A 22,851-nucleotide genomic window follows, 5' to 3' on the forward strand; every position below is an offset into this window, starting at 1 on the left:
CGTCCGGGACTGTTATTGCCATCGCCGGAAAGCGACACTTGCATTAACGCCGCCAAAGCCGAATCCGTTGGAAATGGCATGTTCCATGAGAACGGGCCGCGCAGATCGGTGAACTAGGTCGATACCTGCGGCAACAGGATCGGGGTTTTCTAAGTTTCTCGTGGGGGGAGCGATTTGATCCCGTAGGGCGAGTATCGTGAAGATTGCCTCAATACCACCTGCGGCACCAAGTAGGTGCCCCGTCGCCGATTTCGTGGCGCTTACGGCCACATCATGATTGCCAAACACGGATTTTATCGCGGCAATTTCTCCTCGATCTCCTACGGGAGTGGAGGTGGAATGAGCGTTCAAATGTTGAATATCGATTGGCTTCAACCCGGCACTCTGGAGCGCGATTTTCATCGCACGGGCCGCACCTCGACCGTCCTCTGGACCGGCAGTCATATGGTGTGCATCAGCGCTTGTGCCGTATCCCACCAATTCGGCTATGGGCGTGGCACCCCGAGCCAGGGCATGTTCCAATTCCTCTATGACGATCAGACCCGCCCCTTCGGACATTACGAAACCATCGCGCTCGGTGTCGAACGGCCTCGACGCCATTTCCGGCGTAGTATTGTACCCCATGGATAGTGCTCGCGCGGCAGCAAATGCCCCGAGACTAACCGTATCAATGCACGCTTCTGCCCCGCCGCACAGAGCGATGTCGGCTTCGTTGGAGCGTATCAGCCGCGCGGCGTCGCCGATGGCCTGAACGCTGGCAGCGCAGGCGGTTACAGGCGTGCCAATTGGGCCTGTAAATCCATACCTGATGGTAACCTGTCCCGCCGCGAGGTTGGCAAGAAACGATGGTACGGTAAACGGTGATAGCCTCCGTGGCCCCCGAGTGTCGGTTATGCGAACTGCCGAAGCGATAGCGGGAAACCCGCCTATACCAGAAGCAATAATCGTTGCTGTGCGCTCAAATTCGTAGTCGCTCGCGGGATGCCATCCCGCCGTTTCAAGAGCCTCCTTTGCGGCCGCAAGTGCAAACAGAATGAAGCGATCCATTTTTCGTTGATCCTTTGTGTCAACGATCAAATCGGGATCGAAACCGGCTTCGGAATCTTCAATCAGGCTAGGAACGAGTCCCCCGATTTTCACTGGTAGATTGCTGGAAATTTCATCAGGCAATGTTCTAATGCCTGATTTTCCATCAAGGAGTCTGTTCCAGCTTATTTCAGCCCCGGAACCAAGAGGGCCGACTAAACCCATGCCGGTCACAACAATTCGACGCATTGGATTATTCCGCTCCTTTTTCTGAGCTTATCCGCTTCACGCGGTTTATGACGCGCATCGTTTCTTCCGTTGCCGCTGGGCCTGCTAGAAGAACCGTGTTTTCAGGAGTGATTTTTTCTCCAGTATCCGCATCGACTATGATGGCGTTTCGTTCCCTACCAGTTTCCCTGTCGCCAAGGCGCATGGCTATTTCATTGGGCGCAAGGTTCCGGTTTCCCCATGCGAACAGGGCGATTGCTACCGGATAGAAATCTCGCCCTTTGTCGGTAAGGACGTATTCAAATCGAGGCGGATGATCATTGTATCGTTGCCTTTCAAACAACCCTTCGGCTGTGAGATGTTTCAATCGCCTCGCCAAAATGTTCGCGGAAATACCGAGATTCTTCTCGAATTCATCGAATTTGCTCAACCCTTGGAAGGCGTCCCGCAGGATCAAGATGCTCCACCAGTCACCGACGCTTTCCAGCGCTCGGGCTGCGGGACACTCTAATGACAGAAAGCTTGTTCGTTGCATGACACATCCATAATGGTGTAACTTCCATCATGCAAGTCACTTGTGCGTAGTAGGCGACATAGAGGGAGGGGCAATCCAATGCGTCATTCTAAGGAAGCCAAGCAACTGCGTCCGCTACGGCGTGCAATGAAGCACTGTAGTGGCATTTGAGCGATGCGACGGCGGCGATCAGCACCGATGAATGGTTGCCCATGGGGCGTGCCGACCACGCTCGGATCGCGTATCCCCCTCGCATCGCTGATCCAGACGCTTGCCGTCGCTGAGTATCTGAACTTCCGCCACGCGGCCAATGCGCTCGGCGTGGCGCAATCCAGCGTCAGCGCGCGCGTAAAGGCGCTGGAGGAAGACCTTGGCATCCTTCTGTTCGAGCGGCATGCTCGGGGCGTGCGACTGACTGAGGCCGGACGCCACTTCGTCGAGCGGATAGCGGCCGGCGTCGATCAGCTCGACCATGCGGTGAAGACCGCAGGCATGACGGCGGCAGGGAAATGGGGTCGTCTGCGCATCGGTATCCATGCCCTGATCCCCGGCAGCTTCCTTGCTGATCTGATCGCACAATACCGGGAAGACCATCCCGGCATCGAGATCGAGATGATCGAAGGCACGGCCCGCGACGCGGTGATGCAGCTTCGCGCCGACCGGCTCGACGTGGCGTTCGTCGCCGGCAAGCTTGAATTGCCCGACTGCCATGCCCGCCCGATCTGGACTGAACCGCTGGTGGCGGTGCTGCCGGAACAGCATCGCCTTGCCGGGCAGGCGGCTATCACATGGGCCGATCTGGCCGGCGAGACCTTCCTTGTCCGCTATGGCGGCACTGGCCCGCAAGTCCACGACCATATCGTGCTGCGCCATGCCGGACGCTGGCCTGCGCCGTCGATCCTGCGCTTCGATGTGGAGCGTGGAACAATGTTGTCCATGGTCGGACAGGGTTTCGGCATCACCATCGTCGGCGCGGCCACGGCGCTGCTGCCGACGACCGGAATCGTCTTCCTACCTTTTGCGGATGAACCAGAGCCGGTTGCCTTTACCGCTGTCTGGTTGCCTGTTGATTTCCACTGAGAACTGACCCGGGTAGGCGCATAATTTCCACTGAGATTTGACCCATGTGACCCTCCCCCAGCGAAGAGCGAGGGGGCCAAAGGAGTGATCGACATGGGACTACTGAACGTTATCCGGAAGCTCCGCCTGCGCCAGGGTTTGGCGCTGCGGGAGATTGAGCGTCGGACCGGTGTGTCGCGCAATACCATCAAGAAGTATCTCAAAGCCGATGCGATCGAGCCGAAGTTTGCAACGCCGGAACGGTCGAGCAAGCTTGATCCTTTTGCCGAGACGCTGGCAGGCTGGCTCAAGACCAATGCGAAGAAGGGGCGCAAAGATCGGCACACGCTGAAGAAGATGCATGCCGATCTCGTCGCTCTTGGCTTCACCGGTTCCTACAACCGTGTGGCTGCCTTTGCACGGCAGTGGCGGGCCGATCGTCAGCGTGAAGAACAAACGACGGGGCGCGGCACCTTCGTCCCCTTGGCTTTCCGCCCCGGCGAGGCGTTCCAGTTCGACTGGAGCGAGGACTTTGCGGTCATCAGTGGCGAGCGGATGAAGCTCCAGGTCGCCCATATCAAGCTGTCGCACAGCCGGGCCTTCCTTCTGCGGGCCTATCCCTTGCAGACCCACGAGATGCTGTTCGACGCGCACTGGCATGCGTTCCGGGTGTTCGGCGGCGTGCCAGAACGCGGTATTTATGACAACATGAAGACGGCGGTCGATCTTGTGGGTCGCGGCAAGGCGCGGCAGGTCAATATCCGCTTCTTGGCCATGGCGAACCACTACGTCTTCGAGCCGGACTTCTGCAATCCGGCAGCGGGCTGGGAGAAAGGTCAAGTCGAGAAGAACGTCCGCGACTCCCGTCATCAGATGCTGCAAGGCATGCCGGACTTTCCCGATCTTGCCGCGCTGAATGACTGGCTGGAACAACGTTGCATCGCGCTGTGGCATGAGACAGCCCATGGCATGTTGCCTGGAACAATCGCCGACGCCTGGGCTGAGGAACGGGCAGCCTTGATGCCCCTGCCGGTGGCTTTTGATGGCTTCATTGAGATCAGCAAGCGCGTCTCGCCCACCTGCCTGATCAGCTTTGAACGCAACCGCTACAGCGTTCCAGCATCATTTGCGAACCGCCCCGTCAGCCTTCGCGTCTACCCTGACCGGCTGGTCGTGGCCGCTGAGGGCAACATCCTGTGCGAGCACACCCGTATCATTCAGCGCAGTCATAAGCTGCCCGCGAAGACGGTCTACGACTGGCGGCATTATCTGGCAGTCGTGCAACGCAAGCCCGGGGCTCTTCGGAATGGGGCACCCTTCCTAGAATTGCCGTTGGCCTTCAGGCAGTTGCAGGATCACATGCTCCGAAAGCCCGGCGGCGATCGAGAGATGGTCGATATCCTTGCGCTTGTCTTGCACCACGATGAGCAAGCCGTGTTGACCGCCGTGGAGCTGGCCTTGGCTGAGGGCGTGCCAACCAAGACCCATGTGCTGAACCTGCTGCACCGACTGGTCGACGGCAAGGTGATCGGTGGGCCACCACTGGATACCCCGCAGGCACTGACCCTGCGCCGAGAACCCAAGGCCAATGTCGAGCGCTATGACGCCCTGCGCAGCCAGATCGCGGGAGGCCGCCATGCGTCATGACCCCGCCGCCGCTGCCATCGTCATCATGCTCCGCAGCCTGAAGATGTATGGCATGGCCCAAGCTGTTGAGGACTTCATCGAACAGGGGGCCCCGGCTTTTGAAGCCGCCATCCCGGTCCTGTCGCAACTGCTGAAGGCCGAATTGGCCGAACGCGAAGTGCGCTCCATCGCCTATCACATGAAGGCGGCAAGGTTCCCGGCCTACAAGGACCTCTCGGGCTTCGACTTCGCCGCCAGCGAGATCAACGAGGCTACCGTTCGGACCCTCCATCGCGGTGAGTTCATGGACGGCGCGCAGAATGTCGTGCTGATCGGAGGACCAGGAACCGGCAAGACCCATGTCGCGACGGCCCTCGGTATCCAGGCCATCGAGCATCATCGCAGGAAGGTCCGCTTCTTCTCCACCATTGAACTGGTCAATGCCCTCGAACAAGAAAAGGCCAAGGGCAAGGCCGGCCAGATTGCAGAAGGCCTGACCAGGCTCGACCTCGTGATCCTCGACGAGTTGGGATACCTGCCATTCAGCGCATCGGGTGGGGCCCTGCTGTTCCACTTGCTGAGCAAGCTTTACGAGCGCACCAGCGTCATCATCACCACCAACCTCAGCTTCAGCGAATGGGCAACGGTCTTTGGCGACGCAAAGATGACCACGGCATTGCTCGACCGCCTCACCCACCGCTGCCACATCTTGGAGACCGGAAACGATAGCTTCCGGTTCAAGGCAAGCTCAGCCGCAACAGCCCGAAAAAAGAAGGAGTGAAACCCGTCCTTGACCCAGAACTAACCCGAAATCCATAATCAAAGGTGGGTCAAATCTCGATGGAAAACCCGGGTCAGTTCTCAGTGGAAATCAACACGTCCTGATCGTGGACCGCCTGTTCGGCGCGGCCGAGTTGCGCCTTGGCAGCGGCAACCGCCAGCAGGTCGTCAGGATCGTCCGCACCAACCCGACGCAGGCCGCAGCAGAGCCAGCCAGCACGACCACGGGAGGATCGTCCTCATGAGCGATACCGATACCGCCGCCCCCATGCGCCTGCGCGCCGAAACGCCCCGTGTCACGCGCCTATCGCGCAAGATGCTGGCAGGCGTCGGAGCCGTCGCGCTTCTCGGCATCGGCGGGGCGCTGATCTATGCGCTCCAGACCCGCGATGCAGGACCGGGAGGGGACGAACTCTATTCGACCGAGAACCGCCCCACGGCGGACGGATTGTCTGGCCTGCCGCGCGACTATAGCGGCCCGGCGCTCGGCCCGGCGCTACCCGGCGACCTCGGCCGCCCGATCCTCGACGCGCAGAACCGGGGGCAGCCCATTGTAACGCCGGCAATCACGACGCCCGCCGTCGATCCAGAGGAAGAACGCCGCAGGGCCGAGGAAGAAGCCGCGCGCTTGAGCAACGTCTTTTTCCAGTCCGGCCCCCGCAGGGGAGCGCCAGCCGGCACCGCCATGCCCGGCCTTGCCGGGCTTGGCCTCGGCGGGCAGCCCGCGACACAGGATCGCCACGCGGCATTTCTCAATGGACCCGTGGACCGGCAGACCGTCGCCCCGGATCGCGTTGCGCCGCCGGCATCGCCCTACATCCTTCAGGCCGGGGCCGTGATCCCCGCTGCGCTGATAACCGGCATCCGTTCCGATCTGCCCGGCCAGATCACCGCGCAGGTGACGGAGAACGTCTATGACAGCCCGACCGGCTCGCTGCTGCTGATCCCGCAAGGCACCCGCATCATCGGCCAATACAATGACGGCGTGACCTTCGGCCAGCGTCGCGTGTTGCTGGTCTGGAATCGCCTGATCCTGCCGGGCGGCCGGTCCATCGTTCTGGAACGCCTGCCGGGCGCGGACGCCAGCGGCTATGCTGGCCTTGAGGATGGCGTCGATTATCATTGGTGGGATCTGATGAAGGCCGCAGGGCTGTCCACGCTGCTCGCAGTCGGCACCGAGCTGGCGACCAGCGACGAGGACCGGCTGATCCGCGCCATCCGCGACGGGGCGCAGGATACCGTCAATCAGGCCGGCCAGCAGATCGTCCAACGCCAGTTGCAGGTCGCGCCGACGCTGACGATCCGGCCCGGCTTTCCGGTCAGGATTATCGTCACCCGCGATCTTGTGTTCGAGCCGGCAGGAGGTTGACCATGACCAAGCTGAAACTCGGCCCGCTGCCAGACGACAAGCCCGTCAAGGTGACGGTGGAGTTGCCCGCGCCGCTCCACCGCGATCTGGTCGCTTATGCCGAAGTGCTGGCGCGCGAGACGGGCCAGCCTGTCGCCGATCCCGTCAGGCTCATCGTGCCGATGCTGGAGCGGTTCATCGCAACGGATCGGGGGTTTGCGAGAGCGCGGCGAGCCGCCAACTAAGTCCCATCCCGGCAGGGGTGCCGCCAGCGCATAGACGCAAATGCGGCACGCTACAGGCCGCCGACTGCCCTCCATGGTTCGCCTAATTCCGGGGCCTATTGCGCCCCGGAATCCACCAGAACCAAGGAGGATTCCATGTGCGCAGAGCGCCGCCGCGCCCGCAAAGGGCGACCGCGACACCCGGTCCCCGAAGCACTTCCCGACGATCTTTTCGACTACGCCGACGAACCCACGCCAGACGGCCGGGAACGCCGCAGCTCGCCGCTTCGCATCGTCGATGTTGAGACGCTGCCGGTCTTCGACGACTGGCCCGAAAAGGTGCCGATCACCGAGGAAGAACTACAAATCTTCGAGCGGTATTTCGGTCATGTGCTCGACCGCCTTTTCGGCCCAATCGACCTTGAAGCCGAGAATAAATCCTTGCCATACTTATCAGAAAGTGATAAGGATAAGTCATGAGCGAGGAACGTGACCCGAGCCTCGACACGCTTCTGGACCTCGACGGACAGGTGCTCGTTGTCGATCCCGAGGGCGGCCATTGGGTGAAGTTCGTTATCACCCGCGTTCCGGCATCGCCGGAAAAGCCGCGCGGCCTCGATTACTCGCTCACGCTTCACGGGCCTTCGGGCGAACGGCTGGTCGGCTTCGATAATGCCCATCCGGTCGGCCGAGGCAGGAGGGGCGAGCCGATGGACCATCGACACCGCCTCCAGACCGTGAAGCCCTACGCCTACGAGGATGCGGCCACGCTGCTGGCCGACTTCTGGCAGGCGGTGGACGCGGTATTGAAGGAGCGAGGTGCCCTATGACCACATTGAAAGTTGGGATTGCCGGCTACGACGAGATGAAGGCCCGCACCATGCGGATCGCGCGCGGCGAGGAAAAGCCGGCGGCGGACGATCCGAAGGTGTGGTTCACATCAACCGAATCCTTCGCCAAGGTGCTGTCGGCCGGGAACCGCGAACTGCTGCGCGTCATCGCCGAGAAAGCTCCGGCCTCGCTGGAGGAACTTTCGGAGATCACCGGCCGGGCCTTATCCAACCTGTCACGCACCATGAAGACGATGGAGAGCTACGGCCTTGTCCGCTTGGAGAAGGAAGGCCGCAAGCTCGCGCCCAAGGTTGTCCATGACCGTGTTGAACTGGCGTTGCCCTTGCTCGAACGCCGCGCGGCGAAAGGAGGCGCGCTATGAACATTCATTCCCCACACGTCGCCCTGCGCGCCGCGCTCTATCTGCGCGTCTCGACGGCGCGGCAAGCCGAGCATGACGTGTCGATCCCCGACCAGAAGCGGCAGGGCGAAGCCTATTGCGAGTCTCGCGGTTATCAGCTTGTGGAAACCTTCATCGAGCCGGGCGCATCGGCGACCAACGACCGCCGCCCCGAGTTCCAGCGCATGATCGAAGCCGGCACGTCGAAGCCGCCAGCGTTCGACGTGGTGGTGGTGCATAGCTTCTCGCGGTTCTTCCGCGACGAATTTGAAATGGAATACTACTACCGGAAGCTGGCGAAGAACGGCGTCAAGCTCGTATCCATGACGCAGGAGCTTGGCGACGATCCGATCCACCAGATGATGCGGCGGATCATGTCACTGTTCGACGAATACCAGTCGAAGGAGAACGCCAAGCACGTCCTGCGCGCCTTGAAGGAGAACGCGCGGCAAGGCTTCTGGAATGGCTCGCTGCCGCCCATCGGCTACCGCGTCGTCGATGCCGAGCAGCGCGGCACGAAGATGAAGAAGAAGCTGGAAATCGACCCGCTGCACGCCGACACCGTGCGGATGATCTTCCGCCTAGCATTGGAAGGCGACGGCACGTCCGGCCCCATGGGCGTCAAGAACATCGTCAGCTACCTCAACAGGAACCGCATGTTCACCCGCAGCGGCGGACGTTGGGGCATCGGCCAGCTTCACCGCGTCCTGACCCGCCGCACCTATATCGGCGAACATCGGTTCAACCGCCGGTCCAAGAAAGGCGAGGTGAAGCCCGAGGAAGAAGTCGTCACCGTCGCGGTGCCGCCGCTGATCGACCTTGAGATATTCGAGGCGGTGCAGAAGCGGTTGCAGGTCAACAATCCGAAGGTGACGCCGCCGCGCGTCGTCAGCGGCCCGAACCTGCTGACCGGCATTTGCTATTGCGGCAATTGCGGTGGGGCCATGACGCTGCGCACGGGCAAGAACGGCCGCTACCGCTACTATGCCTGTTCGATCCGGGCACGGCAGGGCGAAACCGGCTGCAAGGGCCGCGCGATCCCGATGGACAAGCTGGACCGCATCGTGGTCAGCCACATCGAGGAAAGGCTGCTGGACCCCGAGCGGATCGAAGACGTGCTCGCCTCGCTGCTGGATCGCCGGCAGGAGAGCGTCGAGCGGCGCAGCCAGCACATCACCGAGTTGAACCAGCGCGCGGCCGAGGCCGATATGCGGCTAAAGCGGCTCTACGAGGCTATCGAGGCGGGTTCGCTCGACCCGGCCGAATCCGCCCTCGGCGAACGCATCGCGGGCCTTACGGCGATACGGGATCAGGCACGGGCCGACGCCGTAAGGACCGAGGCCATGCTGAAAAGCTCGGCCCATAAGGGCCTCACAGGCGCGGCCGTGCGGGAGCTGGCGAGCGAAGCGCGGACCGGGCTTCGGCTCGGAAAGGGCGGTTATCGGCGGGATCACGTCCGGGCTTTCGCCCAGCATGTCGAGGTCGGGGACGATGCGATCTACATCAACGGCAGCAAAAACACGCTGTTGAGGGCGCTGATAGCCACAAAAGGAGGGAAATCGGCGGGAATCGGCGTTCCCGGTTTTATACCGAAGTGGCGGAGAGGGGGGGATTCGAACCCCCGGTACGCTTCCACGTACGCCGCATTTCGAGTGCGGTACATTCAACCACTCTGCCACCTCTCCGCGGGTCGGTAGTCCCTAATGGGGCTGAGCGAGCGGTCTCTCTAATGAAAGCCGTGTCGGGCTGCAAGCCGTATGTCGAAGAAAATCGACTGCCGCTTCAACGCTGTCCGGGAAGAGCCAGTCCCGAAGGGGCGCCGCCGGCCGGTTCGGGGCCGATATAGCGAAAAAGTTCGGCCGGGCGGCCGCCGGTGTCGCTGGCGAAAACGCCAGTGGGCTGGACCAGGCCGGTGCGCTCGACGCCGCGTCGGAAGTTCTGCTTGTGCAGCGACAGGCCCGCCACCGCTTCGGCCGCGTTCTGCAGAGCGGACAGGGTGAAGGTCGGCGGCGTCAGGTCGAACAGGACCGGGCGGTACTTCAGCTTGGAGCGCAGTCGGCCAAGGCCCGTGGCGACGATGCGGCGGTGGTCTGAGGTCATGGACAGGTCGCCCAGAGGCACCGGGACGGGCCGGTCATGATCGCGGGCGGATTCGGCGACCAGGCCCGCCTCATAGAGAAGTTCATAGCGTTCCAGCACGCGCTCCTCGTTCCAGCGCGCGTCGGGCGAGAGGGCGAACAGGGACTCGGCGCGGCCGCGTCGGGCGGGATCATCGCCTGCCCAGTCGGCCAGGTCTGAACGCAGGCTGGCCAGGACGGAGGGGCGGCCCTGGCGCCAGTCCTCCCAGGGAAAGATGTCGAAGATGGGAGTCCACGCGGCGTCCCTGCCCGAGGCGAAGCCGGGAGCGTCGGGCGCCTCAGCGGTCAGGGCCAGGTAGCCGACGGAGACTTCGCGCGCGCGTTCCGGCCCCGGCGTGGCGCGGGGCGCGGCGCGACCGGCGTCGCCGAAGGTGTAGAGCTGCTCGACAAAGCCGAGCGGGAAGCCGGTCTGTTCGGTGACGAAGGCGCGCAGGGCCAGTTCAAAGGTCCGGTCGCGCGACGGATCGAACGGGCCGAAGGGCAGGGCGGAGGCGCCGTCCGGGGCATGTGTGGTCAGCACTACGGCCTGACGTTCGCGCAGAGCGATGACCACGGCCGACAGGCCGATCCGCACGCCCTGTTCGCCCCCCTGCTTCATCAAGCGTCCTATTCTGTGTGCCAGGCGTCGGCGCCGGGCAGGATGCCGACAGCTTCGGCCAGAACGCGGTAGCGGTCCAGATAGCGCTGCTGGGCGACGGCGGCGGGCTGGGGCTCGATCACCAGATCATAGCCGGGCGGCGGGGCCCCGAAGATCTGCAGCGACTCGCGACGGGTGAAGCCGGCCAGCTGCGTCGCCTCATAGAAGGCGCAAGCCTTGTCGGCCTTCTTGATCAGGGTCTTGATCGTCTGCGGCGTCTTGGGAGGCAGTTGGAAGCGGACGTGGATGGCGGCTTCCAGTCGGGCCTCGAAATCCTTGTAGCTGGAGCCAAGCGCCGATTTGAATGGCGAGATCATGTCGCCGATGACGTATTCCGAGGCGTCGTGCAGCAGGGCGGCGAGGCGCCATTTCGGCTCCAGCCCCGGCCGGATGTGGGCGGCGATCTCCTCGACCACCAGGGAGTGCTGAGCGACCGAGAAGGCGTGCTCGCCGATGGTCTGGCCGTTCCAGCGGGCGACGCGGGCCAGACCGTGGGCGATGTCCTCGATCTCGATGTCGAACGGCGACGGGTCCAGCAGGTCCAGGCGGCGGCCCGACAGCATCCGCTGCCAGGCGCGGGGCGGCTTGGGTTTGCGGACTCGGGGCGCGGGGCCGGCGTCTTCGATTTCTTCGGCCAAGGTCTTGATGTTGCGCATGCTCAGGCTGGTGACTCAGACCGAACGCGCGATCAAGGGCGGCCGTTGCGATAGATGGGGGTTAATCGCCGACGTTGAGCGTCACCAACGCCTTGGCCGCGTCGAACAGGCGGTCCGGGTCGCGGTCCTTGCTGCGGACGGTGGCGACGACGATGGGGCCGCCGACCGGGCCGCGCGCCTCGTATCCGACCGTGCGCCAGCCGCTGGCCGAGGCCTCCTTGCCGGTCATCAGGAAGGTGGCGCGCACCGCCTCGCCGGAACCGCTGGTGCGGATGCGGGCGGCGCCGTCGGTCGCGTCGATGTTCACCGTGTCGTCGCGGGACGAGACGTTGACCCGGCTGGACTTGTCGTCGGCGCGGATGGTCAGGCCGCCGATGCGGATGTTGGCGCGGTCGCCGTCGGCCTCGATCTTCATGCCGGGCAGTCGGACGGTGGCCTTGTCGCCCTGAGCATCGACGCGCAGGCCCGGCATCCTGACCTGGGCGGAATCGCCGGCGGCGGCCTCGGCTTCGGCGGCGGCGCGGGACGCATCGGCTTCGGCGCGGGCTGCGTTCGCCTCAGCCCTGGCGGCCTCGGCCTCGACGCGGGCGTTTTCGGCCTCCACCTCGGCCACGGCCTCGGGCAGGTCGGAGGTCAGGCGGTTCTCAAAGCTTTTCAGGGCCTCGGTGGAAGAGCGGCCGTCCAGTTGAACCAGTTGCAGGATGACTTCCGAACCGCGCGGCCCGCCATAGACGCACGACCCGTCGGCGCGGGCCGAACCCTTGCGCGTCAGCACGCCCTGGGTCTGGGGGCATTGCAGGGCGTCGACCACCTTCAGCACCCCGGACGAATCCGAGGTCGACGACGTGGTGATGCGCACCGTGCCGGGGTTGTCGCAGGCGGCGGCCATCAGCGCCAAAGCGATAACAGGCCAGGTGATCTGTTGCATGGTCGGCTCCACTCAAGGTCCCGATTGTGCGCCATAAGCGCCGCAGGGCCAGTGAAATCGCGGTAATCGAAAGACGACGGGAAAGCGGCTGAAATCAGCCGCCCCTTCAGCCCCCGGGACGGGCGCCTTCGCGACGGTTCATGAAGGCCAGGCGTTCGAACAGATGCACGTCCTGCTCATTCTTCAGCAGGGCGCCGTGCAGCGGGGGGATCAGCTTGCCCGGCGTCTTTTCGCGCAGGGTTTCCGGCGCCACGTCGTCGACCAGCAACAGCTTCAGCCAGTCCAGCAGTTCCGACGTTGAAGGCTTCTTCTTCAGGCCCGGCGTGTCGCGGATTTCATAGAAGGTCTTCAGCGCTTCCGACACCAGGCGCGGCTTGATGCCGGGGAAATGGACCTCGACGATGTCCTGCATCGTCTGCGCGTCGGGGAAGCGGATGTAGTGGAAGAAGCAGCGGCGCAGGAAGGCGTCCGGCAGCTCCTTCTCATTGTTCGAGGTGATGACGACGACGGGGCGGACCTCGGCGCGGATCGTCTCGTCCGTCTCCTGGACGTAGAACTCCATGCGGTCGAGCTCCTGCAACAGGTCGTTGGGGAACTCGATGTCGGCCTTGTCGATCTCGTCGATCAGCAGGACGGGGCGGGTCGGGGCGGTGAAGGCCTCCCACAGCTTGCCCTTCTTCAGATAGTTGCGCACGTCGTGCACGCGCTTGTCGCCCAGCTGGCTGTCGCGCAGGCGGGACACGGCGTCGTATTCATACAGACCGTTGTGGGCCTTGGTCGTGGACTTGACGTGCCAGGTGATCAGCGGCGCGTTCAGCGCGCGGGCCAGTTCATAGGCCAGGACCGTCTTGCCCGTGCCGGGCTCACCCTTGATCAGCAGCGGCCGTTCCAGCGCCACGGCGGCGTTGACGGCGACCTTCAGGTCGTCGGTGGCGATATAGTTGGACGTGCCTTCGAACCGGCTCATGCGAAACCTGCTCCATTCCGGGGGAAGGGAGCAGGTAGCTTAAAGAGATGGGCGTGAACAGGCGGCAGGATCAGGTGATGCGCTTGGCCGACACTGGGTCGCTGGCTGGGAAGGTTTCCTCGACGCCCTCGTCGATCAGGGCCTCCTGACGGTTCTCGGCGTCCTTTTCCTTGTCCTTCAGTTGGTCGGGCTTGCCCTTTTCCTGAGGCGCGCGCTTGGCCGGAGGGGTGTTCGGATCGGCGTCTTCCTGGGCTTTGGTCGGATGATGTTCGGTCATGAAATCCCTCATTGTTCAGGGCCGTAGCCCAGGTCCTCTATGTCGTCGTCGGAGAGACGTTTGGCTTCCCAATGGGCGGCGCTGGCCTGGGCTCCGCGCTGGTTGCGCATCAGGCCGGCGTAGACCAGTTCCACCTCGTCGGGCCCTGCGGCGAGAGCTCCGTCGCCGTCGGCCTGGCTGAGCCGAACGCTGTCGACGCCGAGCAGGGCGTCAGCCTCGGCCTCTATGCCGTCCAGAGCCAGTTCCGCGTCGAGATCCGGGTCATCTTCGTCAAAGGGTTCGGCGTCGGCGTCTCCATCCATTTGGGTGACGTCCAGCACATCCTCGACCTCGTCGAACGACAGGTCGCCGTCGCCGTCATCGTCCAGATGGGTCTCGTCATAGACCTCGGCCTGATCCTGGGCGTCGGTGTCGAAGTCGGGTCCTGCCATCATTGTCTCCCTTCCGACCAGATCAACGGCTCGGCTCGTCAGGGCGTTCCCGCCTGCGGCCATGACGCTGGGGAAGGGCGAAGTGAAGGGATGGTTAACCACGTCGCTTTACAGTTCATCAGCGGCCGGCCGTCACGGTGAGGGCGGCGCCACGGAGACCTTCCCTTGCCTCTGAAACTGTCGCTGAAACCCGGCGAGAAATTCGTGCTGAACGGGGCCGTCGTCCAGAACGGCGACCGTCGCGGCGTTCTGATCCTGCAGAACAAGGCCAGCGTCCTGCGCGAAAAGGACATCATGCAGCCCGAGGACGTCACGACGCCCGCGCGCCGCATCTATTTCCCCGTCATGATGATGTATCTGGATGAGGCCGACGCGCCGAAATTCTATGACGAGTTCGCCCTGCGCCTGACGGAGTTCATGGGCGCGGTGCGCAATCCGGACATCCTGAGCGAATGCGTCGCCTGCTCGAAGCACGTGCTGGCGCGTCAGTATTACAAGGCCCTGATGGGCGCTCGCAAAATCGTCGATTACGAAGATCAAAGGCTCGGCAATGTCGCTTCAGGCGTACAAGACGGCGGCGACGCGGGCTGAATCCCCGCGTGAAATGGAATACCGGCTGTTCGGCCAGGTGACGCGCGCCCTGATGCACGCCTCGACCCTGGACAGGTCGGATGTCGCCGGGCGGATGGACGCCCTGGACTGGAACCGTCGGCTGTGGTCGACGCTGGCGACCGCCTGCACGGACCCGGACAACGCCTTGCCGCAGGCGATGCGGGCGCAGTTCATTTCGCTGAGCCTGTTCGTCAACCGCAACACGTCCGAAGTCATGCGCGGCGAGGACGATTTCTCGACCCTGATCGAGATCAACCGCATGATCATGCAGGGACTCAGCGGTCAGACGGACGCGGGCTGAACGCTTCCTGCGGGCCTAGTTACGAGCCTAGAACAGGTTCGCGGCCCAGTGGGCTATGCCGCTGACGACAGCCACCACCGTGGTCCACACCAGGGCCAGATAGACGCCGCACACCGCTGAGCCGAAGAGACCGGCCAGGATGAAGGCGCCGTCACGCTGGATGATGCCCAGGCCGAACAGGGCCAGGGTCAGGCCGGGCAGGGCGTCGCCGAACGGTACGGGCAAGGCCATCATCAGGGCCAGCAGAATGCAGATCACGCCGATGGCGACATCGGCGGCCTCGCCCGTCAGGACCGGCCAGCGTGGCCGGGTCAGGCGCTCGACACGGCGCAGGCGGGGCAGGATTTTCGCCGTGGCGGAACGATAGGACTGACGGCTTACCGACAGGTTCAACAACCAGCGCGGCAGCCAGACCTTCTCGCGCTGCAGCGCCATCTCGGCGGCGATCAGGATGATCGGAACGGAAAAGACCGCCTTGCCGCCCGGCGGCCACGGAAACAGCGCCATCAGGGCCAGCATCAGGATGACGGCGCCGAAGCCGCGTTCGCCGAAAGCCTCGACCATTTCGCGAAGGGACAGTTTGTCGGATTCGCCCTGATCCAGCCGGTCCTGGCCCAGGCGCTCCAGCACGTCGGAGAAGGTCCGTCCCTCATCGGGCGGCGGCGTGGAAACGAGCGTCATCAAGCGAGACTCAAAGCGATGTCGTGCACGACGTTAGGGGCGCGCTGCGACTTGCGCCATCCCCGCCGCGAGGGTTGCGACGAAATAAGGCCTCTAGTGCTTCGAGACGTGTTCAGGTTTGCCCTTGCGCTTGGTGTGGGCGAATTCTTCAAGCTGTTTTTCGCTCATCGATTCCATCATGGATTTCGACGCGCCCTTCAACTTGGACTTGGGCGTATCCCCTCGCTTGGCCGACAGGGCGGCCCCGGCGGCTTTCTGCTGGGCGGCGGATTTGGCGGGCATGGCGATCTCCTTTCGAGAAGGAGCAACTGTCCGCCTGTCCTTAGGGTTCCTTGGGCAGGGTAAAGCTGATCCGGGTTCGGCCGGCCTGCTGCTGGATTTCGTCGGGCGCGGCGATGCGCAGCGACAGGCCTTCCTTTTCAAGCAGAAAGGGCTCGTCCACGCGCAACTCGTGAAGGTCGACGGCAGCTAACGGCAGGGTGACGACGTGGGCGATCACGCCGTCCGCGACCACGCCGACCGGAACATCAATGAGGGCCGGACTGTGTTCGCTCTTCAATGCGAAGCCCGGAGCCTGCATGACCACCATGCCCTGCGGCAGGGCGATGGCGCCGTCGGCCAGCGGCGTCATCCCGCCGGCTGAAAAGGACAACTGAACTTCCTTAACGCGACTGACGGGCGATTTCAGTTCCAGAACCAGCCAATGCGCGGCCTGATCAAGGAAGGCTTCGCGCGTCGTGACGCCTTCGGGCGCATGGGCCAGTCTCTCAGCCGCCTGGGCTTTGAGGGCGGGAAGGTCGAAACGCGCGGCGGCGGTCGCGACATCTTCGGCGGAACCTTCGCCGATCGTTTGGCGCAGATGAACATCCAGCGGGACGCCCTGGCCGACCTGGGCTCGCCACTGGTCCGCGCCTACGTCCGCCAGCAGCCAGGTCAGGGCGGCGCCGACGGGATAGGCGCGCCAGCGAAACAATTCGGAAACCAGACTCATGTCGTTCTGGCTGGGCGTTGCGAGCGCTCTGGCGATGGCGGAAGGCAGGGCTGCGTCGGGGCGACCGGCGATCAGATGGCTGGCCTGCAGGCCGATGAACTCGGCCGTGCCTTCGGACCATTCTCTTTGCTGCTGCACCGCCAGCACTTCGGCAGGCAGATCGGCGCTGCGTGCTGTCCTGAGCGCCAGATAGGTTCGCGCCAGATGTCGTCGGGCGCTCGCGTCAGGCTCCAGCAGGGCGGCTTGCAGGACCAGCCGCTCCAGATCCAGCGCGGCGATGAAACCCGCAAGGTCGGGGATTGTGTTCAGATCGACGAATTCCTGATGCCCGTCGCCCGACATCCAGCGAAAGGCCGTGTTCTGGAAGTCGTGGAACTGTTCGTGGAAGAGGGTCGACAGGTCGTCGTCGGGGCCGTCGGGTTGCAACAGCACTGTGTCCGGAACGCCGGAAGGATAGTCGAGTACGAAATGAAACTCGGCGCCTTCCAGGCGGCCGGGTCTGAAGCGGGGCGTGCCGGGCAGGCGGTCGCCGCCGAAGACGGCGCCGATATCCGGCGCATAGAGGATGAAGGGCTGGTCCTTGGGCCAGTAGCCGGGCCACAGGCGACTGAGGGCGTCGGCGTGATGTTCGACGCGCTCGGCCTGCGCCATCAGGGCGTCCTGATCAAGTGTCGGCGAGGGGGCCTGAGCCCAGGCAGCGGAAGTGAAAAGCGCGCCCAGAGCACCCAGCAAAGCCCCCCGCCAGATCACATCAGCTTCCCAGAAGTTCGCGGCCGATCAGGAAGCGGCGGATTTCGTTGGTGCCGGCGCCGATATCGTAGAGCTTGGCGTCGCGGACCAGGCGCTCGACCGGCCATTCCCTGGTGTAACCGGCGCCGCCCAGGGCCTGGACGGCCTCCAGCGTGACCTTCACTGCGTTCTCCGAGGCGAGCAGGATGGCGCCCGCTGCGTCGTAGCGGGTGGTCAGGCCCTGATCGCAGGCGCGGGCGACCGAATAGACATAGGCGCGCGCGCTGTTCAGGGCGACGTACATGTCGGCCACCTTGCCCTGCATCAACTGGAAGGAGCCGATGGCCTTGCCGAACTGCTTGCGGTCGCGGACGTAGGGCAGGACGACGTCCAGCGCGGCCTGCATGATGCCCAGAGGGCCGGCGGACAGGACGGCGCGCTCATAGTCCAGGCCGCTCATCAGCACGGCCGCGCCGCGCCCTTCGCCGCCCATGATGTTCTCTTCGGGGACCTCGCAGTCCTCGAACACCAGTTCGGCCGTGTCCGAGCCGCGCATGCCCATCTTGTCCAGCTTCTTGGAGACGCTGAAACCCTTCATGCCCTTTTCGATCAGGAATGCGGTGACGCCGCCGTTGCCGTCGCCGGTGCGGGCGTAGACGACCAGGGTCTCGGCGTGGGGGGCGTTGGTGATCCAGAACTTGGTGCCGTTCAGGACGTAGCGGTCGCCCTTCTTCTCGGCGCGGGTGCGCATGGACATGACGTCCGAACCCGAACCGGCCTCGGACATGGCGAGCGAGCCGACGTGCTCGCCCGAGATCAGCTTGGGCAGGTATTTCGCCTTCTGCTCGGGCGTGCCCCAGCGACGGATCTGGTTGACGCACAGGTTGGAGTGGGCGCCGTAGCTCAGGCCGATCGAGGCCGAGGCGCGCGACACCTCCTCCATCGCCACCACGTGTTCGAGGTAGCCGAGGCCGAGGCCGCCGAACTCTTCTTCCACCGTGACGCCGTGCAGGCCCAACTCGCCCATCTCGGGCCACAGGTCGCGGGCGAACTCGTTCTTTTCGTCGATTTCGGCGGCGCGGGGGGCCAGCCGTTCGGCGGCCCAGCGGGCGGTGGTGTCGCGGATGGCGTCAGCGGTCTCGCCGAGGCCGAATTCCATGGATTGGGGCGCGAAGGGAATGCTCATGCCCAAAGGCGTAGCATCGTGCGCGGCCTTCGCAAAGACGCCTGTTAGCGCGACTGTTTGTGCTTTGGCGGAAGGTCCTTGCCGCGCAGGAAGCTCCAGGCCGCCACGCCGATGAAGACCAGCCCCGCCGCCGCCAGACCGGCGCCGATCACCACCGTGGCGTCTCCCGATGCGGGGGCGTTAAGGGCGCGACGGAAGGCGGCGATCCCGGCTGCGAAGGCCAGGGCGCCGACGCCGCCGATGAACAGGACGGCGCCCTTGTCGCCCAGGGCGGCGTCGCTGGCGGCGTCTTTGGCGGCGCGCTTTTCATGACGCAGGACGGGTACGCTGGGCGGTGCGGCGTCGGCGGAAGCGGCCTCGGCGGACGTAGCCTCGGCGCCGGGGCCTCGCACCGGCGCGGTCAGCAGGGCGTCCAGTGGGGCGGGCTGGTCGGGCGCCGTGTCGAACAGGGCGCGTTCGGCCGAACGGCGGCGATAAAGGGCGTCGACCGGCGGCGAGGCGCGCTCGGGCCAGGCGGACAGGGCGTCGGCGGCCTCGGGCAGGGCGTCGGCGTCCAGCTTCTCCAGCACGTCGGAACCCTGGAAGCGCTCAAGGCCGATGGAGAAGATGAAGCTGGCCAGGGCGTCGAACTGGTGCTGGTTCAGCGGCAGGCGCACCCGCTCGTTCAACAGGGCGACGATGGGCATCAGGTCGTATTGCAGCAGCAGTTCGGCCTCGGTCTCGCTGACCACGGCGCCGGGGCGGGCCGAGCGCGAGTGGCCATAGCCGATGACCGGCGTCCCGTCGCGGCGCAGCACGGTGCGCGGGCGAAAGCCCTCGAAACTCTTGATCAGCAGAAGGCCTTCACGAGAGACCTTGCGGCGTTGCGGCGCGGCTGCGGACACGGACTGACCCAATTCGAAACGGGCGTTCTCGCCCTGACCGGGGCGGAGCAAGCCTTGTTCCGAAACGGGCGAGGCCGTTTCAGGTCATATTTACAGCAGGACGATGGTCGCCAGGCCCAGGAAGATCAGGAAGCCGAAGAAGTCGGTCGTCGCCGTCACGAAAACGGCCGAGGACACGGCCGGGTCGAACTTCAGCTTGGCCAGGGTCAGCGGCGTCAGCACCCCGACGCTGGCGGCGACCAGCAGGTTCAGGATCATGGCCGTGGCGATCACGCCGCCGATCCTCCAGTCCTGGAACCAGAACCCTGCCGCCAGGCCGATCAGCGGCGCCAGGACGAAGCCGTTGGCCAGGCCTACGGCCATTTCGCGCCAGAAGGTGCGCAGGGCGTTCGATGCGTTCAGTTCGCGCGTCGCCAGGGCGCGCACGGTAACGGTCAGGGCCTGCGTGCCCGCATTGCCGCCGATGGCCGAAACAATGGGCATCAGCACGGCCAAGGCGACGATCTGCTGGATGGTGCCCTCGAACAGGGCGATGACGCTGGCGCCCAGCACGGCGGTGAACAGGTTGATGCCCAGCCAGGGCACGCGGCCGCGCACGATCTCCAGCACGCTGGACGAGCGGTCCTCGTCCGAGACGCCGGCCAGACGAAGGATGTCCTCGCGGTTCTCTTCCTGAATGATGTTGACGACGTCATCGACGGTCAACTGGCCGACCAGCCGCCCGCCCGTATCGACTACGGGCGCCGAGATCAGGTGGTATTTCTCGAAGATGTAGGCGACCTCTTCCTGGTCGACGTCCACTTCAATGGGGTTCACCGGCTCCATCAGCTCGGTGAGGGGCGTGTCGCGCGGGCTGCGCAGCATGCGGCTGATGGCCACTCCGCCGACGGGTCGGTTCATGGGATCGACGACATAGATGTCGAAGAAGAGCTCGGGCAGGTGATCGCCCTGGGCGCGGACGTGGTCGATGGTGTCGCCGACGTTCCAGAACTGCGGCGCCGCCATGAACTCGCGCTGCATGAGGCGGCCGGCCGAATCCTCTTCATAGCCGAGCGAGGATTCGATGGCGGCGCGCTCGACCTCGGGCATGGCGGCCAGCACGCGCTCGCGCTGGTCCTCCTCAAGGTCTTCGACGACCGAGGCGGCGTCGTCCGAATCCAGTTCCTGAAGGGCTTCGGCCAGGGTGGCCGAGGGGACGCGCTCCAGCACCTTTTCACGGATGCCGTCGTCCATTTCGGGCAGGGCTTCGGCCAGCAGATCGGGCGGCAGCCACTGGACCACGACCGAGCGGTGTTCGGCGGTCAGGAAGCCCATCAGATCGGCGACGTCGGCGGGGTGCAGGTCTTCCAGCAGGCTGCGCAGCCGCATGCCGTCGCCGTCGTCGGCCGCGTCCACGACCTTTTCGACGAACGCCGCCGTCAGGGCGTAGTCCTCGCCGAGGGCGGCGTGATCTTCGTCTTCGAGATGAGGGTCTTCGGGGCGCAGAGGGGCAAGGTCCGTGTGGGTCACGTGTCTGCCTCCTCTGGAGTTGATATCAGCCGTATCTAGCCGAGATTCGCCCTGTCAGATCAGATGGTGCGGTCGAGAAGACTCGAACTTCCACGGGTTGCCCCACAGCGACCTCAACGCTGCGCGTCTACCAATTCCGCCACGACCGCTCGCATCGGAGGGCGGGCAATAGCGGAGAGAGAGCGGAAAGAAAAGAGTGTTTTGCGGAAATAGCAGAGACAGGCGCAATTCCTGTCTATCGACGGTGCGTGAGGCCTTCTCTCGACGGGAGGGCGAGGGTCAGGCCGCGTCGGGTCGAGAAGGCGCAGCCTTCTGATCGCGGCCCAGCATCAAGCCGCCCCCGCCATGAAGTCATAGACATCCGCGGGGCGCGTCACCGTGATGGCGATGCGGTCGTCGCGAATCTCGATCTCGCCGCGCGCGACCGGATGGTTGTTGGCCAGGATCCAGACCTCGTCCTTTTCCGAGGCGTCCAGAGGGATCACCGCGCCACGGCCCATGCGCAGCAGTTGCTGCATCGGCAGGACCGAACGGCCCAGTACGACCGAAATCTCGACATCGACGGCATCGATCTGGCTCAAAGAGGATACTCGCAAATCAACGGGCGGCCCTTGCGCCGCCGCGTTCGGCCCCACATTGAGGGCATCATGCTTGCCGACCCGTTAAACTCTTCCCAACGCAGCCTGCTCCGCGAGGATGAGCGCCCTGTCCAATGGGCGCTGTCGTCCGGCTACGTCGACTACGCTGCCGCCGAGGCCGCGATGGAGGCGCGCGTGGCCGCCATCGCGGCGGGGCAGGCCGAGGAACTGGTCTGGCTGCTGGAGCATCCGCCGCTCTATACCGCTGGCGTCTCGGCCAAGGACGACGACCTGCTGGCGCCGGACCGCTTCCCGGTGCACCGGACGGGGCGGGGCGGGCAGTTCACCTATCACGGGCCGGGCCAGCGCGTGGCCTATGTGATGCTCGACCTGAACCAGCGCGGCAAGGACGTGCGCGGCTTCGTGCATGGGCTGGAGGACTGGATCATCGGCGCCCTGGACCGCTTCGGCGTTGAGGCGGGGATGCGCGAGGGCCGCGTCGGCGTCTGGGTCGAGCGCAAGGGCGCGGGCTGGAGCCGCGAGGACAAGATCGCCGCCATCGGCGTCAAGGTCCGTAAATGGGTCAGCTTCCACGGCATCAGCCTGAACGTGGAGCCGGACCTGGACCATTTCGGCGGCATCGTGCCGTGCGGCATCACCGAACACGGCGTGACCAGCCTGGTCGATCTGGGAGTTCTAGCGACGATGGATGAGGCGGACGATGCGCTCAAGTCGTCCTTCCAGCAGGTGTTCGGCCCGGTTCAGCCGGGCGTCGCGCCCCTGTGACGCTGGGCGCCCGGCGCGGCGCCGTAGCGGTTGAAGGCCTTCCGGCCCGGCAGGATCGCGAGGTCGAAGGCGGCCAGGGCGAGAGCGGCCGTCGCGACCCAATCCAGAAGCGTCAGCGGTTGCGGCCAGACCAGGGCGAAGGCCAGCAGGATCGGCCCGCTCCACCAGCCTGAGCGTCCGCGATCATGCAGGCGCTGCGACAGGATGCAGAAGCCGCCGTAAAGCAGGGCGGCCGCGATCAGGGCGTGAAGCCAGCCGGGCGTTCGCAGAAAAACATCAACGGCGATCCAGGCGCCGATCAGGCAGACTGCGCCCGCTGAAAAGCGGCTTCGACCGATGCGTCCCGTAGAATTCAAAAAGAGATCAGCCAGGGCGGTCATTCTGGGGGCACGCGGCGTTTCGGCGCGTTTTGCGCCTGCGGAAACCCGGCCTAGTCGGGAAAGGGGCGCGCGTAAACGCCGCGGTCCGCAAAGCGGTGCAATTTCGTCACAGGGGTGGCGACGGCGCCGTTAATGGGTCTAAAA

Annotated in this window: 27 protein-coding genes, 2 tRNA genes and 2 pseudogenes; 13 read left to right on the plus strand and 18 right to left on the minus strand. The window is 64.6% G+C overall.

The genetic code is table 11. The annotated features are described in order from the left end of the window. Nucleotides 1-12: 12 nt before the first annotated feature. Nucleotides 13-1,275 (minus strand): beta-ketoacyl-ACP synthase II, encoded by a 1,263-nt coding sequence (fabF, locus tag RSD66_RS06180; RefSeq protein WP_037405038.1) that lies wholly within the window; start codon nucleotides 1,273-1,275, stop codon nucleotides 13-15. A 4-nt stretch (nucleotides 1,276-1,279) separates the two neighbouring features. Further along, on the minus strand, nucleotides 1,280-1,789 hold the full coding sequence (locus tag RSD66_RS06185; RefSeq protein WP_037405040.1) for a winged helix-turn-helix transcriptional regulator: 510 nt from the start codon (nucleotides 1,787-1,789) through the stop codon (nucleotides 1,280-1,282). Between the two features lie 198 nt (nucleotides 1,790-1,987). Between RSD66_RS06185 and RSD66_RS06190 the strand changes: the two genes are divergently transcribed. The 10 genes and pseudogenes from RSD66_RS06190 to RSD66_RS06235 all read left to right on the plus strand — a co-directional run. Continuing rightward, nucleotides 1,988-2,848: a LysR family transcriptional regulator gene (locus tag RSD66_RS06190; protein WP_415289370.1), complete on the plus strand. Its 861-nt coding sequence runs from the start codon at nucleotides 1,988-1,990 to the stop codon at nucleotides 2,846-2,848. Nucleotides 2,849-2,941: 93 nt separating this feature from the next. Then, nucleotides 2,942-4,474, plus strand: coding sequence for an IS21 family transposase (gene istA, locus RSD66_RS06195; RefSeq protein WP_415289371.1), 1,533 nt, complete (start codon nucleotides 2,942-2,944; stop codon nucleotides 4,472-4,474). After that, nucleotides 4,464-5,234 carry an IS21-like element helper ATPase IstB gene (istB, locus tag RSD66_RS06200; RefSeq protein WP_415289372.1) on the plus strand — a complete coding sequence of 257 codons (771 nt, stop codon included), beginning with the start codon at nucleotides 4,464-4,466 and terminating at the stop codon, nucleotides 5,232-5,234. The genes istA and istB overlap by 11 nt, the downstream gene beginning before the upstream one ends. A gap of 103 nt (nucleotides 5,235-5,337) precedes the next feature. Then, nucleotides 5,338-5,478: pseudogene (locus tag RSD66_RS06205) on the plus strand (P-type conjugative transfer protein TrbG); the annotation flags it as partial. After that, nucleotides 5,475-6,602 (plus strand): TrbI/VirB10 family protein, encoded by a 1,128-nt coding sequence (locus RSD66_RS06210; protein ID WP_023516017.1) that lies wholly within the window; start codon nucleotides 5,475-5,477, stop codon nucleotides 6,600-6,602. The pseudogene RSD66_RS06205 and the gene RSD66_RS06210, both read left to right, overlap by 4 nt. 2 nt (nucleotides 6,603-6,604) lie before the next feature. Then, nucleotides 6,605-6,826 (plus strand): DUF2274 domain-containing protein, encoded by a 222-nt coding sequence (locus tag RSD66_RS06215; protein WP_047581001.1) that lies wholly within the window; start codon nucleotides 6,605-6,607, stop codon nucleotides 6,824-6,826. A gap of 135 nt (nucleotides 6,827-6,961) precedes the next feature. Continuing rightward, nucleotides 6,962-7,285, plus strand: a complete 324-nt coding sequence (locus tag RSD66_RS06220) for a hypothetical protein (RefSeq protein WP_023516015.1) — start codon at nucleotides 6,962-6,964, stop codon at nucleotides 7,283-7,285. Next, on the plus strand, nucleotides 7,282-7,635 hold the full coding sequence (locus RSD66_RS06225; RefSeq protein WP_023516014.1) for a toxin-antitoxin system TumE family protein: 354 nt from the start codon (nucleotides 7,282-7,284) through the stop codon (nucleotides 7,633-7,635). Before RSD66_RS06220 ends, RSD66_RS06225 begins: the two co-directional genes overlap by 4 nt. Continuing rightward, nucleotides 7,632-8,018, plus strand: coding sequence for a helix-turn-helix domain-containing protein (locus RSD66_RS06230; RefSeq protein ID WP_023516013.1), 387 nt, complete (start codon nucleotides 7,632-7,634; stop codon nucleotides 8,016-8,018). Before RSD66_RS06225 ends, RSD66_RS06230 begins: the two co-directional genes overlap by 4 nt. Beyond that, nucleotides 8,015-9,055 (plus strand): annotated as a pseudogene (locus tag RSD66_RS06235) (recombinase family protein); the annotation flags it as partial. The gene RSD66_RS06230 and the pseudogene RSD66_RS06235, both read left to right, overlap by 4 nt. 576 nt (nucleotides 9,056-9,631) lie before the next feature. On the opposite strand, the gene RSD66_RS06240 reads toward RSD66_RS06235, so the two are convergent. From RSD66_RS06240 to RSD66_RS06270, 7 genes are all read right to left on the minus strand, one after another. Next, a tRNA-Ser gene (locus tag RSD66_RS06240) sits at nucleotides 9,632-9,721 on the minus strand. Between the two features lie 97 nt (nucleotides 9,722-9,818). Further along, nucleotides 9,819-10,772: an NUDIX hydrolase gene (locus RSD66_RS06245; protein WP_415289570.1), complete on the minus strand. Its 954-nt coding sequence runs from the start codon at nucleotides 10,770-10,772 to the stop codon at nucleotides 9,819-9,821. An 8-nt stretch (nucleotides 10,773-10,780) separates the two neighbouring features. After that, entirely contained in the window at nucleotides 10,781-11,374 is a 594-nt protein-coding gene (locus RSD66_RS06250) for a YfbR-like 5'-deoxynucleotidase (protein ID WP_024353214.1), read from the minus strand. Between the two features lie 154 nt (nucleotides 11,375-11,528). Beyond that, nucleotides 11,529-12,395, minus strand: a complete 867-nt coding sequence (locus RSD66_RS06255; RefSeq protein WP_415289373.1) for a methyltransferase type 11 — start codon at nucleotides 12,393-12,395, stop codon at nucleotides 11,529-11,531. Nucleotides 12,396-12,501: 106 nt separating this feature from the next. Beyond that, on the minus strand, nucleotides 12,502-13,362 hold the full coding sequence (locus RSD66_RS06260) for an AAA family ATPase (RefSeq protein ID WP_415289374.1): 861 nt from the start codon (nucleotides 13,360-13,362) through the stop codon (nucleotides 12,502-12,504). Between the two features lie 70 nt (nucleotides 13,363-13,432). After that, the gene (locus tag RSD66_RS06265; protein WP_415289375.1) at nucleotides 13,433-13,639 is read right to left on the minus strand and encodes a hypothetical protein; all 207 of its coding nucleotides are present in this window, start codon (nucleotides 13,637-13,639) and stop codon (nucleotides 13,433-13,435) included. A gap of 8 nt (nucleotides 13,640-13,647) precedes the next feature. Then, on the minus strand, nucleotides 13,648-14,073 hold the full coding sequence (locus RSD66_RS06270; RefSeq protein ID WP_415289376.1) for a hypothetical protein: 426 nt from the start codon (nucleotides 14,071-14,073) through the stop codon (nucleotides 13,648-13,650). 162 nt (nucleotides 14,074-14,235) lie between these two features. Between RSD66_RS06270 and flbT the strand changes: the two genes are divergently transcribed. Further along, complete coding sequence (gene flbT / locus RSD66_RS06275) at nucleotides 14,236-14,661, plus strand: flagellar biosynthesis repressor FlbT (protein WP_003168590.1); 426 nt, start codon at nucleotides 14,236-14,238, stop codon at nucleotides 14,659-14,661. Next, the gene (gene flaF / locus RSD66_RS06280; protein ID WP_029673182.1) at nucleotides 14,621-14,983 is read left to right on the plus strand and encodes a flagellar biosynthesis regulator FlaF; all 363 of its coding nucleotides are present in this window, start codon (nucleotides 14,621-14,623) and stop codon (nucleotides 14,981-14,983) included. The genes flbT and flaF overlap by 41 nt, the downstream gene beginning before the upstream one ends. A 27-nt stretch (nucleotides 14,984-15,010) precedes the next feature. On the opposite strand, the gene RSD66_RS06285 is transcribed toward flaF, so the two are convergent. The 8 genes from RSD66_RS06285 to RSD66_RS06320 form a co-directional block, all read right to left on the minus strand. Beyond that, nucleotides 15,011-15,664 carry an exopolysaccharide biosynthesis protein gene (locus tag RSD66_RS06285; protein WP_119412862.1) on the minus strand — a complete coding sequence of 218 codons (654 nt, stop codon included), beginning with the start codon at nucleotides 15,662-15,664 and terminating at the stop codon, nucleotides 15,011-15,013. Nucleotides 15,665-15,757: 93 nt separating this feature from the next. Continuing rightward, on the minus strand, nucleotides 15,758-15,946 hold the full coding sequence (locus RSD66_RS06290) for a DUF3008 family protein (RefSeq protein WP_024353207.1): 189 nt from the start codon (nucleotides 15,944-15,946) through the stop codon (nucleotides 15,758-15,760). A gap of 40 nt (nucleotides 15,947-15,986) precedes the next feature. Beyond that, a complete protein-coding gene (locus tag RSD66_RS06295; protein ID WP_415289377.1) occupies nucleotides 15,987-17,306 on the minus strand; it encodes a hypothetical protein in 1,320 nt (439 codons plus the stop codon). 100 nt (nucleotides 17,307-17,406) lie between these two features. Continuing rightward, entirely contained in the window at nucleotides 17,407-18,570 is a 1,164-nt protein-coding gene (locus RSD66_RS06300; protein WP_415289378.1) for an isovaleryl-CoA dehydrogenase, read from the minus strand. A gap of 44 nt (nucleotides 18,571-18,614) precedes the next feature. Continuing rightward, nucleotides 18,615-19,505, minus strand: a complete 891-nt coding sequence (locus tag RSD66_RS06305; RefSeq protein ID WP_346523688.1) for a lysozyme — start codon at nucleotides 19,503-19,505, stop codon at nucleotides 18,615-18,617. A 39-nt stretch (nucleotides 19,506-19,544) separates the two neighbouring features. Continuing rightward, nucleotides 19,545-20,963: a magnesium transporter gene (gene mgtE, locus RSD66_RS06310; protein ID WP_024353204.1), complete on the minus strand. Its 1,419-nt coding sequence runs from the start codon at nucleotides 20,961-20,963 to the stop codon at nucleotides 19,545-19,547. Nucleotides 20,964-21,027: 64 nt separating this feature from the next. Further along, nucleotides 21,028-21,112: transfer RNA gene (locus tag RSD66_RS06315), tRNA-Leu, on the minus strand. A gap of 180 nt (nucleotides 21,113-21,292) precedes the next feature. Beyond that, nucleotides 21,293-21,544 (minus strand): FliM/FliN family flagellar motor switch protein, encoded by a 252-nt coding sequence (locus RSD66_RS06320; RefSeq protein ID WP_003168580.1) that lies wholly within the window; start codon nucleotides 21,542-21,544, stop codon nucleotides 21,293-21,295. Nucleotides 21,545-21,610: 66 nt separating this feature from the next. On the opposite strand from RSD66_RS06320, the gene lipB reads away from it, so the two are divergent. After that, nucleotides 21,611-22,327, plus strand: a complete 717-nt coding sequence (gene lipB / locus RSD66_RS06325; protein ID WP_415289379.1) for a lipoyl(octanoyl) transferase LipB — start codon at nucleotides 21,611-21,613, stop codon at nucleotides 22,325-22,327. Here the strand turns inward: lipB and RSD66_RS06330 are convergent. Beyond that, nucleotides 22,303-22,707 (minus strand): DUF805 domain-containing protein, encoded by a 405-nt coding sequence (locus RSD66_RS06330; protein WP_415289380.1) that lies wholly within the window; start codon nucleotides 22,705-22,707, stop codon nucleotides 22,303-22,305. The two genes, lipB and RSD66_RS06330, sit on opposite strands and share 25 nt — an antisense overlap. Nucleotides 22,708-22,851 lie beyond the last annotated feature (144 nt).

Origin of the sequence: Brevundimonas sp. S1H14 (assembly GCF_047716865.1) — a bacterium.
Classification (GTDB): domain Bacteria; phylum Pseudomonadota; class Alphaproteobacteria; order Caulobacterales; family Caulobacteraceae; genus Brevundimonas; species Brevundimonas naejangsanensis.